At 52.0% G+C, this 13,554-nt stretch carries 12 protein-coding genes; 11 read left to right on the forward strand and 1 reads right to left on the reverse strand.

What is annotated here, in order from left to right; all coding sequences use genetic code 11:
- Positions 1–708: 708 nt before the first annotated feature.
- The 6 genes from flhD to cheW all read left to right on the forward strand — a co-directional run bounded on the left by flhD (position 709) and on the right by cheW (position 6,158).
- A complete protein-coding gene (flhD, locus tag HV350_RS10775; RefSeq protein WP_016153444.1) occupies positions 709–1,050 on the forward strand; it encodes a flagellar transcriptional regulator FlhD in 342 nt (113 codons plus the stop codon).
- Positions 1,047–1,631 (forward strand): flagellar transcriptional regulator FlhC, encoded by a 585-nt coding sequence (gene flhC, locus HV350_RS10780; protein ID WP_181630462.1) that lies wholly within the window; start codon positions 1,047–1,049, stop codon positions 1,629–1,631. The genes flhD and flhC overlap by 4 nt, the downstream gene beginning before the upstream one ends.
- A 124-nt stretch (positions 1,632–1,755) precedes the next feature.
- Positions 1,756–2,643 (forward strand): flagellar motor stator protein MotA, encoded by an 888-nt coding sequence (gene motA / locus HV350_RS10785; RefSeq protein WP_016153442.1) that lies wholly within the window; start codon positions 1,756–1,758, stop codon positions 2,641–2,643.
- On the forward strand, positions 2,640–3,569 hold the full coding sequence (gene motB, locus HV350_RS10790) for a flagellar motor protein MotB (protein ID WP_016153441.1): 930 nt from the start codon (positions 2,640–2,642) through the stop codon (positions 3,567–3,569). Before motA ends, motB begins: the two co-directional genes overlap by 4 nt.
- Positions 3,570–3,573: 4 nt before the next feature.
- Positions 3,574–5,634: a chemotaxis protein CheA gene (cheA, locus tag HV350_RS10795; protein WP_181630464.1), complete on the forward strand. Its 2,061-nt coding sequence runs from the start codon at positions 3,574–3,576 to the stop codon at positions 5,632–5,634.
- Between the two features lie 20 nt (positions 5,635–5,654).
- Positions 5,655–6,158 (forward strand): chemotaxis protein CheW, encoded by a 504-nt coding sequence (cheW, locus tag HV350_RS10800; RefSeq protein ID WP_003034638.1) that lies wholly within the window; start codon positions 5,655–5,657, stop codon positions 6,156–6,158.
- A 75-nt stretch (positions 6,159–6,233) separates the two neighbouring features.
- Here the strand turns inward: cheW and HV350_RS10805 are convergent, their stop codons facing one another.
- Positions 6,234–7,493, reverse strand: a complete 1,260-nt coding sequence (locus tag HV350_RS10805; RefSeq protein ID WP_181630466.1) for a dicarboxylate/amino acid:cation symporter — start codon at positions 7,491–7,493, stop codon at positions 6,234–6,236.
- Positions 7,494–7,899: 406 nt separating this feature from the next.
- Between HV350_RS10805 and tar the strand changes: the two genes are divergently transcribed.
- The 5 genes from tar to cheY are packed head-to-tail and all read left to right on the forward strand — an operon-like array spanning position 7,900 to position 13,546.
- Positions 7,900–9,555 (forward strand): methyl-accepting chemotaxis protein II, encoded by a 1,656-nt coding sequence (gene tar / locus HV350_RS10810; RefSeq protein WP_046275660.1) that lies wholly within the window; start codon positions 7,900–7,902, stop codon positions 9,553–9,555.
- Positions 9,556–9,598: 43 nt separating this feature from the next.
- Positions 9,599–11,200, forward strand: a complete 1,602-nt coding sequence (tap, locus tag HV350_RS10815; RefSeq protein ID WP_095715403.1) for a methyl-accepting chemotaxis protein IV — start codon at positions 9,599–9,601, stop codon at positions 11,198–11,200.
- A gap of 19 nt (positions 11,201–11,219) precedes the next feature.
- Positions 11,220–12,092 carry a protein-glutamate O-methyltransferase CheR gene (gene cheR / locus HV350_RS10820; RefSeq protein WP_016153436.1) on the forward strand — a complete coding sequence of 291 codons (873 nt, stop codon included), beginning with the start codon at positions 11,220–11,222 and terminating at the stop codon, positions 12,090–12,092.
- A complete protein-coding gene (locus HV350_RS10825) occupies positions 12,089–13,138 on the forward strand; it encodes a chemotaxis response regulator protein-glutamate methylesterase (RefSeq protein WP_016153435.1) in 1,050 nt (349 codons plus the stop codon). Before cheR ends, HV350_RS10825 begins: the two co-directional genes overlap by 4 nt.
- An 18-nt stretch (positions 13,139–13,156) precedes the next feature.
- Positions 13,157–13,546 (forward strand): chemotaxis response regulator CheY, encoded by a 390-nt coding sequence (gene cheY / locus HV350_RS10830; RefSeq protein WP_016153434.1) that lies wholly within the window; start codon positions 13,157–13,159, stop codon positions 13,544–13,546.
- Positions 13,547–13,554: the final 8 nt, after the last annotated feature.

Here is a 13,554-nt window from a genome sequence, read left to right on the forward strand (position 1 = left end):
AGTGTGAATGTCATCATGGTTATTCATTAATTATTCTTATAAATAGAATAATTGCGTCATATAAGTTGTAAATACGTTCAGCTTACTTAAGTAAAACTCACCGCTAATGAAAACAATGTGTTAATTAAAAATTAACATAAGTTAACATTTAACGGGTTATCACTACCCGGTATTAATTAATCACCCTTAATATTTAAGTCATTGTTTATAAAGGATTTAATTAAAATAGTGTTTTACATTAAATATGTGATCAAGCTCGCTATTTCACAAGGTGATATTAACGTTTGTGAACAAAATACTATTCGCTTTTATTGCAAGAATATTCGTATGTCAGGAATTGAAATGGCGAACTTGAGATTAAAAAATAAGCAAAGTAAAAGCTGTGCTGATGGATTTATGTTAAGTGTTTAGCTGGTTTATGTGATCTATGTCACATATTCTTCAAATTCGCAGCATAGCTACGTTGTATGTGTAACGGGCGGCGGGTAGAGTTGCGTCGAATTAGGAAAAATCTTAGACATTTGTAAGAATTGATGTGAGCTTGTAAGGGGCGCGGCTTTCTGAAAAGGGAATGTTTAGACAACGCGTAAGTGCCGTCACGCTGCTATGTATTTGACCTTTTGCTTTTTTTTACCGGGCCTTCCCGGCGACATCACGGGGTGCGGTTTCACCGCATGAAAACAATGTTGGTTATTATGGATGCAAATAATGCATACATCCGAGTTGCTGAAACACATCTATGACATCAATTTGTCATATTTATTGCTTGCACAGCGTTTGATCGTTCAGGACAAAGCATCTGCGATGTTTCGCCTTGGTATCAGCGAAGAAATGGCGGACACGTTGGCAACATTAACACTTCCACAAATGGTCAAACTGGCTGAAACAAACCAACTGGTCTGTCATTTCCGTTTCGACGATCACCAGACCGTTACTCGCCTGACGCAAGACTCCCGCGTTGACGATCTTCAGCAAATTCATACCGGTATCATGCTTTCAACGCGACTGTTAAGTGACATCGATGAAGCAGCGCGCAAGAAAAGGGCTTGATGATGAGCGAAAAAAGCATTGTTCAGGAAGCGCGTGATATCCAGCTAGCAATGGAATTAATCACATTGGGCGCCCGTTTGCAAATGCTGGAAAGCGAAACGCAATTAAGCCGTGGCCGACTTATCAAGCTGTATAAAGAATTACGCGGCAGCCCTCCGCCAAAAGGGATGCTGCCTTTCACCACCGACTGGTTTATGACGTGGGAACAAAACATTCATGCTTCGATGTTTTGCAACGCATGGCAATTCCTGCTCAAAACTGGTTTGTGCAGCGGCGTGGATGCCGTGATCAAAGCGTATCGTTTATACCTTGAGCAGTGCCCGCAGCCAGAAGAAGGGCCACTGCTGGCGTTAACTCGCGCATGGACGTTGGTGCGTTTTGTCGACAGCGGATTGCTGGAGTTGTCCCGATGCAATTGCTGCGGTGGGAATTTTATTACCCACGCTCACCAACCCGCAGGCAGCTTTGCCTGCAGTTTATGCCAACCGCCATCACGCGCCGTAAAAAGACGTAAACTTTCCCAGAATGCTGCCGATATTATTCCACAACTGCTGGATGAACAGATCGAACAGGCTGTTTAACTGATACGGTGTGGACAAACACTCCAGCAGCGGTAAGCGATTACCGCTGCTTTTTTTTGTCCTGACCTCGAGTTAACTGCCCGACTGCGCATCCTGTCATAGTCAATTGCGAAAGGATGATGTCGTGCTTATCTTATTAGGTTACCTGGTTGTTATTGGTACAGTTTTCGGCGGTTACATGATGACCGGCGGACACCTTGGGGCACTCTATCAACCGGCTGAGCTGGTGATTATCGGTGGCGCGGGTATTGGGGCATTCATCGTCGGCAATAACGGGAAAGCCATTAAGGGGACGATGAAAGCCATCCCGATGCTTTTTCGTCGATCAAAATACACCAAAGCGATGTATATGGATCTGCTAGCGCTGTTGTATCGCCTGATGGCCAAGTCACGTCAGCAGGGCATGTTCTCGCTTGAACGCGATATCGAAAACCCCAAAGAGAGTGAAATTTTCGCCAGCTATCCGCGCATTCTTGCTGATGCCGTGATGCTTGATTTCATTGTCGATTATCTGCGTCTGATCATCAGCGGCAACATGAACACGTTTGAAATTGAAGCGCTGATGGATGAAGAGATTGAGACGCACGAAAGTGAGGCCGAAGTCCCGGCCAACAGTCTGGCGATGGTGGGGGATTCATTACCGGCGTTCGGGATCGTGGCGGCGGTCATGGGGGTTGTCCATGCGCTGGCTTCTGCCGATCGTCCGGCGGCTGAACTGGGTTCGCTGATTGCACATGCCATGGTAGGGACATTCCTCGGTATTTTACTGGCCTATGGATTTATTTCTCCGCTTGCCAGCGTTCTGCGCCAGAAAAGCGCTGAAACCACCAAAATGATGCAGTGTGTGAAGATAACTCTGCTCTCCAATCTGAATGGTTACGCGCCGCCAATTGCCGTCGAATTTGGTCGTAAGACTCTGTATTCCAGCGAACGTCCATCGTTTATCGAACTGGAAGAGCATGTTCGTGCGGTGAGAAATCCAACTGCGCAGCAGACGACCGAGGACGCATGAAAAATCAGGCCCATCCCATTATCGTTGTAAAGCGACGCAAGCATAAAGGTCACGGTGGTGGGGCGCATGGTTCGTGGAAAATCGCCTACGCCGATTTTATGACCGCGATGATGGCCTTCTTTCTGGTGATGTGGCTCATTTCCATCTCTAGCCCTAAAGAATTGATCCAGATTGCCGAATATTTCCGTACGCCGCTGGCTACTGCGGTAACCGGGGGAAATCGTATTTCGAATAGCCAAAGTCCAATTCCAGGCGGCGGGGATGATTACACCCAGCAGCAGGGAGAGGTGAACAAGCAGCCGAATATCGATGATCTGAGAAAACGCATGGAACAAAGCCGCTTGAGCAAACTTCGCGGCGATCTCGATCAGTTGATTGAATCTGACCCCAAACTGCGTGCGCTGCGCCCGCATTTGAAAATTGATTTAGTTCAGGAAGGGCTGCGGATACAGATTATCGACAGTCAGAATCGCCCGATGTTTAAAACCGGTAGCGCTGAGGTGGAACCGTATATGCGCGATATCCTGCGAGCCATAGCGCCAGTGCTTAACGGCATTCCTAATCGAATCAGCCTTTCCGGCCATACGGATGATTACCCTTACGCCAATGGTGAAAAAGGGTATAGCAACTGGGAGTTGTCCGCCGATCGCGCTAACGCGTCGCGTCGCGAACTGGTTAGCGGCGGTCTGGATGATGGAAAAGTATTACGTGTGGTAGGTATGGCCGCCACGATGCGTCTGAGCGATCGCGGTCCTGAAGACGCTATCAACCGCCGTATTAGCCTGCTGGTTCTCAATAAGCAGGCGGAAGAGGCCATTTTGCATGAAAACGCTGAAAGCCAGAATGAGCCGGTAAGTGTCTTACAACAGCCAGCGGAACTCCCGCCGGCAAGCGTTCCCACATCGCCACCAGCCAATCCGAGGTGATAGCGTGAGCATGGATATAAGCGATTTTTATCAAACATTTTTTGATGAAGCTGACGAACTGTTGGCTGACATGGAGCAACACCTGCTTGATTTGGTTCCTGAAGCCCCGGATTCCGAACAGCTGAATGCAATTTTTCGTGCTGCGCACTCGATAAAAGGCGGGGCGGGCACCTTCGGCTTTACCATTTTGCAGGAAACGACCCATCTGATGGAAAACCTGCTGGATGAAGCGCGGCGTGGCGAGATGCAGCTCAATGCCGACATTATCAACCTGTTTTTGGAAACGAAAGATATTATGCAGGAACAGCTCGACGCCTATAAAAACTCAGAGGAGCCGGATGCCGCCAGCTTTGAGTACATTTGTAATGCGTTACGACAGTTAGCGCTCGAAGCGAAAGGTGAAACCGCACCGGCAGTCGTCAACACCGCAAAACTGAGCGTTGTTGACAGCGCTGCAATGCAGGAAGAGGCGGTTGCAAAGCCTGAGTCTGCAAGTGAAGAGAGCAAGAAACGCATTATTCTCACGCGCCTGAAAGCCAATGAAGTGGATTTACTGGAAGAGGAGCTGGGGAACCTGGCGACCTTAACCGATGTGGTGAAAGGGAGCGACACGTTGTCAGCAACGCTTGATGGCAACCTCGCGGAAGATGACATCATCGCGGTGCTGTGCTTTGTGATTGAAGCTGATCAGATTGAATTCGAAACCGTCAGCGCAGCGCCCGCAGCCGTTGAAACTGAAGCTGAAGCTGAAGCTGAAGCAGAAACGGTAGCCGTTGTCGCGAAGCCGCAGCCGGTTGCCGTTGCGCCAGCGGCAAAAGCCGCCGCCAGCGAAGCGCCAAACGGACGCGCGGAACGCGACAAACCCGCCCGTGCCAGCGAGTCAACCAGCATCCGCGTAGCGGTTGAGAAGGTCGATCAGCTCATTAACCTGGTCGGTGAGTTGGTCATCACCCAGTCTATGCTGGCACAACGTTCTAACGAACTGGATCCCGTCAATCATGGCGATCTCATCACCAGTATGGGTCAGTTACAACGTAACGCCCGCGACTTGCAAGAGTCGGTGATGTCGATTCGTATGATGCCCATGGAGTATGTGTTCAGCCGTTTTCCGCGTCTGGTGCGTGACCTGGCCGGTAAGCTGGGTAAACAGGTCGAACTGACACAGGTGGGAAGCTCAACCGAACTCGACAAGAGCCTGATTGAACGCATCATCGATCCGTTGACGCACCTGGTGCGTAACAGCCTCGATCACGGTATTGAACTGCCGGAAAAACGCCTTGAAGCCGGGAAAAGCCCAATCGGTAATCTGACGCTTTCCGCGGAGCACCAGGGCGGGAATATCTGTATTGAAGTCACCGATGATGGCGCCGGTCTGAACCGTGAACGAATCCTCGCCAAAGCTATCTCCCAGGGGATGCCGATCCACGAAAACATGAGCGATGACGAAGTCGGTATGCTGATCTTCGCTCCGGGCTTCTCGACCGCTGAACAGGTGACGGATGTCTCTGGCCGCGGCGTGGGTATGGATGTGGTGAAGCGAAATATCCAGGAGATGGGGGGCCATGTTGAGATCCAGTCCAAACAGGGACAGGGGACGACTATCCGAATTCTGCTGCCGCTGACGCTGGCGATCCTCGACGGCATGTCCGTGCGCGTGGCCGACGAAGTCTTTATTCTGCCGCTGAATGCCGTTATGGAATCACTGCAACCGCGCGAAGAAGATCTCCATCCGCTGGCCGGAGGAGAGCGCGTGCTGGAAGTGCGTGGCGAATATTTACCGCTGGTTGAGCTGTGGAAAGTCTTTGAGGTTGAAGGCGCAAAAACCGAAGCGACTCAAGGTATTGTGGTGATTTTGCAAAGTGCAGGGCGTCGCTACGCGCTGCTGGTCGATCAGTTAATTGGTCAACACCAGGTGGTCGTCAAAAACCTGGAAAGCAACTACCGCAAAGTGCCAGGTATTTCTGCAGCAACGATCCTCGGCGACGGCAGCGTCGCGCTGATTGTTGATGTCTCTGCATTGCAGGGATTAAACCGCGAACAACGTGTGGCGATCACAGCCGCCTGATTGAGTAAGAAGGGAATAATATGACCGGTATGAGTAATGTAACTAAACTGGCCGGCGAACCGTCAGGTCAGGAATTCCTCGTGTTCACACTGGGGGATGAAGAGTACGGTATCGATATCCTGAAAGTGCAGGAAATCCGTGGGTACGATCAGGTGACGCGTATTGCTAACACGCCTGCGTTTATCAAAGGTGTCACCAATCTGCGCGGTGTGATTGTGCCGATTGTTGACCTGCGCGTGAAGTTTAGCCAGAGCGATGTGGACTACAACGAAAACACCGTGGTGATTGTGCTGAATCTGGGCCAGCGGGTGGTCGGGATTGTGGTCGATGGCGTCTCGGATGTGCTGTCGCTGACAACGGATCAAATCCGTCCGGCACCGGAATTTGCCGTAACGCTGTCGACGGAATACTTGACGGGACTGGGGGCGCTGGGTGACCGGATGCTGATTCTGGTTAACATTGAGAAGCTGCTCAATAGCGAAGAAATGGCGCTGCTGGATATTGCCGCCAGCCACGTCGCGTAACCGCTATACCATATCCGGCCTACAATCATTGCTGTTGTAGGCCGGATACGCGTAGCGCATCCGGCAGATTTCCCTTTACGCTTCCCGCTCAACCAGCTCCGGTTCTTCTTCCAGTAAACCTTCATCTTGTGCCAGCATCGCCGTTGCAATCCCGTTACCTAATACGTTGATTGCTGAACGTCCCATATCCAGGAAGTGGTCAATACCCATCAGTAACAGAATCCCGGCAACCGGAATATTAAAGCTCGGAATGGTTGCTGCCAGCACCACCAGCGCAGAACGCGGCACGCCGGCAATCCCTTTTGACGCCAGCATCAGCGTCAGCATCAGGACGGTGATTTCTGCAAAGGAGAGGTGAATGTTATAGGCCTGCGCGATAAACATCGAGGCAAATGAACAGTAAACCATCGAGCCGACCAGGTTAAATGAATAACCGATAGGCAATACAAATGACACGATGTTGGGCGAGCAACCAAATTTGGTTACTTGCTCCAGCGTTTTCGGATAGGCGGCTTCCGAGCTGCTGGTAGTAAATGCGACCAGAACCGGATCTTTCAGCATGCTTACCAGACGAAAAACCTCTTTTTTCAGCATGACATAACCGACCGCCAGCAGAACCAGGCAGGTCAGCAAAATAGCCACATAGTAGCCGCCGATGAACGACGCATAGTTAAGCAGGATCCCCAGACCCTGGGTGGAGATAACGGAGGAAATGGCGGCGAAAATGGCCAGCGGCGCAACGTACATCACGTAGCCAGTCACCTTAAGCATAATGTGGGAGACCACATCCAGCGCGGCAACCAGCGGGGCATTGAACTTCTCACCAAGGGATGCGCCACCAATACCGAAGAACATCGAGAACACCACAATTTGCAGGATCTCATTGTTGGCCATCGCCTCGGCTATGCTGGTTGGGATGGTGTGAGTCAGGAAACCTTTCAGGCTCATGCCGCTCACGGCCAGGCCGGTATCAGTGGCTTCCAGCGGGATCGCCAGGTTCAGGCCGCTTCCGGGTTGCTCAAGAGAAACCACAAACAGACCGACCAGAATAGACAGTATGGAAGAGCTGATAAACCAGATCATCGCTTTGCCGCCTACGCGCCCGATGGTGGACGTTTCCCCCAGGCGCATAATACCGACGGTCAGGGTGCTGAATACTAAAGGTGCGATCACCATTTTAATCAGGCGCAAAAAGATGTCGGTGAGAAGCGTAATATTATCGGCCCAGGCGGTCACTACGCCGGGGGCGGCATAAGAGTGGATCACCGCCCCTGACAGGATCCCCGCCAGCATGAAGATCACGATAAACAACGTGAGTTTGTTTGCATTTGCCACTAAAAAGCCCTCAGTAAGGATTTAACATTTATTGTTCGGTTACTCATTTTTTATATTTATTAATTGGTAACTAAGTATTCATCATATAAATTGAATTAAAGCGCCAGCTGATACAACTTTTTTTAATTTTTTATCCATTTTGTTGTGGTGCAGAGGATATGTATTTGTGATCCTGGTCACGAAATAATGACTGTTTCATCCAATATGACCGCGCCCACAGATAAATTTGAATGTTATTCACATGATAATTGTGACATTTTTATGTGAATGATTTGTGGTTGCCGTACACCCGTCTTCCCCTCCTTCCGCGAGGCTTCACGTCCCTTCAGGATTTCCTTTTCGCAAACGTAAAGTTATCTCAGCGACTGCCGATAACGTTGATAACTCGTTTTCAGGAAGGTGCCTTATGTTTAACCGTATCCGCGTTGTCACAATGCTGATGATGGTGCTGGGGGTTTTCGCACTGCTACAGCTTGTTTCCGGTGGTCTGTTGTTTTCTTCATTGCAGCAGAATCAGCAAAGTTTTGTTATTTCTAACGATCTTCGACAGCAGCAAAGTGAACTCACCTCAACATGGGATCTGATGCTGCAAACACGTATCAATTTAAGCCGTTCTTCTGCACGCATGATGATGGACGCGTCCAACCAGCAAAGCAGCGCGAAAAACGATCTGCTGAAGAATGCGAAAGCATCGTTGGCGCAGGCCGAAACACATTACGCAAAATTTAAAAACATCACACCGTTACCCGAGATGGCAGAAGCCAGCGGCAACGTTGAGGAGAAATATCAGCAGTACCATGCGGCCTTAACCGAACTGGTTCAGTTTCTGGAGAACGGCAATATGGACGCCTATTTCGCGCAACCGACTCAGGGAATGCAAAACGCGCTCGGTGAGGCGCTGGGCAAGTACGCCAGCGTTAGCGAAAAGCTTTACGCTCAGGCATTCGATAAAAGTGCGCGGGATTACCATTTCGCCCAATGGCAGCTTGGCGTGCTGGCCGTAGTGCTGGTGCTGATTCTGGTGGTGGTGTGGTACGGCATCCGCCATACCCTGCTTAATCCTCTGTCTCGCGTCATTGCCCATATTCGGGAAATCGCCAGCGGTAACCTGACCGCGACCCTGGCCGTCAGCGGTCGTAATGAAATCGGCGAGCTGGCCAGTACGGTTGATCATATGCAGCGCTCGCTGACGGAAACCGTCACCCTGGTGCGTGAAGGTTCTGATGCGATTTATTCCGGGACCAGCGAAATTGCCAGCGGGAACACCGACCTTTCATCTCGTACTGAACAGCAGGCCTCTGCGCTGGAAGAGACCGCAGCCAGCATGGAACAGTTGACCGCAACCGTGAAGCAAAATGCGGACAACGCGCGTCAGGCCTCGCAACTGGCGAAAAGCGCCTCCGATACCGCACAGCATGGCGGCAAAGTGGTTGATAGCGTGGTGAACACCATGCACGAAATCGCCGATAGCTCGAAGAAAATCGCCGACATCATCAGCGTTATTGATGGTATTGCTTTCCAGACCAACATTCTCGCGCTGAACGCGGCGGTTGAAGCGGCGCGTGCCGGTGAACAAGGCCGTGGCTTTGCTGTGGTTGCGGGCGAAGTGCGTAATCTGGCAAGTCGCAGTGCGCAGGCGGCGAAAGAGATCAAAGCGTTGATTGAGGATTCGGTTTCCCGAGTGGATACCGGGTCCGTATTGGTAGAAAGCGCAGGCGAAACGATGAACGACATCGTAAATGCCGTAACGCGGGTGACCGACATTATGGGCGAGATTGCCTCGGCCTCCGACGAGCAAAGCCGGGGGATTGATCAGGTGGCGCTCGCGGTATCCGAGATGGATCGCGTTACGCAGCAGAACGCCTCGTTGGTACAGGAATCGGCTGCCGCTGCCGCTGCTCTTGAAGAACAGGCCAGCCGCCTGACGCAGTCGGTGTCGACTTTCCGCCTTGCGTCACGTCCGGCGTCGGCTAAGCCACGCGATACACGATTACCTGCAACGGCGGCCGCATCCTATCCGCGCCAGAACAATGAACAAGATACGAATTGGGAAACATTTTGACTGATAGTTAAACCGCGGCCAGTGCCGCCCAATGGGAGCGTTGATGTTTAATCGTATTCGAATTTCGACCACGCTGTTTTTGATTTTAATCCTCTGCGGTGTTTTGCAGATTGGCAGTAATGGCTTGTCCTTCTGGGCATTTCGGGACGGTTTTCAGAACCTGAATCAGGTCGAACGAAGTAATCAGCAACGCGCTGCGCTGGCCCAAACCCGCGCTGTGTTATTACAGGCCAGTACGGCCCTTAATAAGGCAGGGACGCTGACCGCCCTGAGCTATCCGCCAGAGGATATCAACACGCTGATGACCCTCGCACGTGATAGCCTGGCGCAGTCTGAATTGATGTTTAAACGCTTTATGGCGACATCGGATACGACGGCACAAGGAAAGGCGCTGTTTGGCGCAACGGAGAAAAGTTTCAGCCAGTGGCACAGCGCTCTTGCGCATCAGGCCACCTGGCTTGAAAACAATCAGTTGTCAGATTTTCTGACCGCGCCGGTGCAGGCTGCTCAGGATGCTTTTGATGCAAATGTGAATGCGTGGCAGAGCAACATCGATCGCGTGTTGCAAACGGCAGGAGAGCAGAGCCAGCGAAATTACCATATGTCGGGGGTGATTTTCGCCACCATGGTGGTACTGGCGGCACTGCTCACCAGCGGTGCGCTGTACTGGTCGCGCAAGATGATTGTCCAGCCGCTGGCTATCGTGGGCAGTCATTTCGACAGCATTGCCGCGGGTAATCTGGCCCGGCCGGTAGCGGTTTATGGGCGCAATGAGATCTCAGCCATTTTTGCCAGTCTGAAGAAGATGCAGCAGGCACTGCGTGAAACGGTAAGCGAAGTACGCCAGGGCAGCTCAGCCATGCATAGCGGCATTTCAGAAATCGCGATGGGCAATAACGATTTGTCTTCGCGCACTGAACAGCAGGCGGCCGCGCTGGCGCAAACGGCAGCCAGCATGGAACAACTGACCGCAACCGTTGGGCAGAATGCGGATAACGCGCGCCAGGCGTCAGGAATTGCCAAAAGTGCGGCAGATACAGCGCATAAAGGCGGCGAACAGACGTCCCGGGTCGCCAGCACCATGCATGAGATTTCCGCGAGCTCGCAGAAAATTGGCGACATCATTGGCGTGATTGACAGTATTGCCTTTCAGACCAATATCCTCGCGCTGAATGCTGCGGTTGAGGCCGCTCGCGCGGGTGAGCAGGGGCGTGGTTTTGCCGTGGTTGCGGGCGAAGTGCGCAATCTGGCAAGCCGTAGCGCACAGGCGGCGAAAGAAATTAAGGGGCTCATTGAGGAGTCTGTCACCCGAGTGCATCAGGGCTCGCAGTTGGTTGATATGGCAGCGCGCACCATGACGGAAATTGTCAGCTCGGTTACCCGGGTTAACGACATCATGGGCGAGATTGCCTCTGCGTCTGATGAACAGCGCAAAGGCATCGAGCAGGTGGCGCAGGCCGTCAGCCAGATGGACTCCGTGACGCAGCAAAACGCCGGGCTGGTGGAAGAAGCCGCATCCGCCACCGGACAACTTGCCATGCAGGCCGATAATCTTTCTGCCTGTGTCGCATTTTTTAAGCTTGAAGAGCAAACCGTAGCAAAACAAGAATTGGCGCAGCCGCAGGTTGTGCCCGTTGTATCCTGAATGTGATTGAGAAGGCGCTATGACATCATCTCTGCCCCCTGGGCAAACGTCATTATTGTTACAGATGACACAGCGCCTCGCGCTGTCTGACGCGCATTTTCGTCGGATATGTCAATTAATCTACCAGCGTGCGGGGATCGTACTGGCCGACCATAAGCGGGACATGGTTTATAACCGCCTGGTCCGCCGTCTGCGAACCCTGGGACTGGATGACTTTGGTCGCTATCTCAGCATGCTGGAAGCTAACCAGAACAGTGCTGAGTGGCAGGCTTTTATTAACTCCCTGACTACCAATCTGACCGCGTTTTTTCGCGAAGGGCATCATTTTCCAGTGCTGTCAGATCATGCTCGTCGGCGCAGCGGTGAATACCGTGTCTGGAGCGCGGCGGCGTCAACCGGAGAAGAGCCGTACAGCATTGCGATTACGCTCGCTGATACCTTAGGTATGGCTCCGGGCCGCTGGCGTGTTTTTGCCAGCGACATTGATACCGAAGTGCTGGAAAAAGCCAGAAGTGGCATCTACCGCCTTGATGAGCTAAAGACGCTGTCACCGCAGCAGCTACAGCGTTATTTCATGCGTGGCACCGGACCGCATGAAGGACTGGTACGCGTTCGGCAGGAACTGGCGGGGCATGTTGAATTTTCCAGCGTGAATTTACTGGATAAGCAGTACAACGTGCCAGGCCCCTTCGATGCCATATTTTGCCGTAACGTGATGATCTATTTTGATAAAACGACGCAGCAGGACATTTTGCACCGTTTTGTTCCACTTCTTAAACCAGATGGGCTGCTGTTTGCAGGTCATTCAGAAAACTTTAGCAACCTCGTGCGCGAGTTTAGCTTGCGTGGACAGACGGTGTATGCGCATGCGCCAGGTAAGGATAAAGCATGAGTAAAATCAGGGTTTTATCGGTTGATGATTCTGCACTGATGCGTCAAATCATGACCGAAATTATTAACAGCCACAGTGATATGGAAATGGTGGCGACGGCGCCGGATCCGTTGGTTGCCCGGGATTTAATCAAAAAATTCAATCCCGACGTCCTGACGCTGGATGTGGAAATGCCGCGCATGGACGGCCTCGACTTTCTTGAGAAACTGATGCGTCTGCGTCCGATGCCAGTGGTTATGGTCTCTTCGCTGACCGGTAAAGGTTCTGAGGTCACGCTGCGGGCGCTGGAGTTGGGAGCGATTGATTTTGTCACCAAACCACAGTTGGGGATCCGTGAAGGGATGTTGGCCTACAGCGAAATGATCGCTGAGAAGATCCGCACCGCGTCGCGGGCAAAACTGGCGGCCCACAAACCCATGACGGCACAGGTGACCTTGAAAGCGGGGCCGTTACTCAGTTCTGAAAAACTGCTGGCGATTGGCGCCTCAACCGGAGGAACAGAGGCAATTCGCCATGTACTCCAGCCATTGCCGCTTTCAAGTCCCGGTATTCTTATTACCCAGCATATGCCGCCAGGATTTACCCGCTCATTTGCCGAGCGTCTGAACAAACTGTGTCAGATCACCGTGAAAGAGGCTGAGGACGGGGAGCGCGTGCTTCCAGGGCATGCGTATATCGCCCCTGGTGACAAGCATATGGAACTGGCGCGCAGCGGGGCGAACTACCAGATCAAAATTCATGATGGTCCACCGGTTAACCGGCATCGACCTTCAGTGGATGTGCTGTTCCATTCGGTGGCAAAACATGCGGGGCGTAATGCTGTGGGAGTGATCCTGACGGGTATGGGCAACGATGGCGCCGCCGGAATGTTAGCGATGAACCAGGCGGGTGCCTGGACCATTGCGCAAAACGAAGCAAGTTGTGTGGTGTTCGGCATGCCGCGCGAGGCCATCAATATGGGTGGCGTCAGCGAAGTGGTCGATCTTAGCCAGGTAAGCCAGCAAATGCTGGCGAAAATCAGTGCCGGACAGGCAATACGTATTTGAATCAGGAGTTTATTTTTTATGGCGGATAAAGAGCTTAAGTTTTTGGTTGTGGATGACTTTTCCACCATGCGTCGCATCGTGCGTAACCTGCTCAAAGAACTGGGTTTCAACAATGTTGAAGAGGCCGAAGACGGCGTGGACGCGCTGAATAAGCTGCAGGCTGGGGGATTTGGTTTTGTCATTTCCGACTGGAATATGCCGAACATGGATGGCCTGGAACTGCTGAAAACCATTCGTGCTGATGGCGGAATGTCCGCCCTGCCGGTGCTGATGGTTACGGCGGAAGCGAAGAAAGAGAATATCATTGCGGCGGCACAGGCTGGCGCCAGTGGTTATGTCGTGAAACCGTTCACGGCGGCGACGCTAGAAGAGAAACTCAATAAAATCTTTGAGAAACTGGGCATGTGAGGGTGTGA

The sequence above is a fragment of the Citrobacter sp. RHBSTW-01013 genome (assembly GCF_013781985.1).
Taxonomy (GTDB): domain Bacteria; phylum Pseudomonadota; class Gammaproteobacteria; order Enterobacterales; family Enterobacteriaceae; genus Citrobacter; species Citrobacter braakii.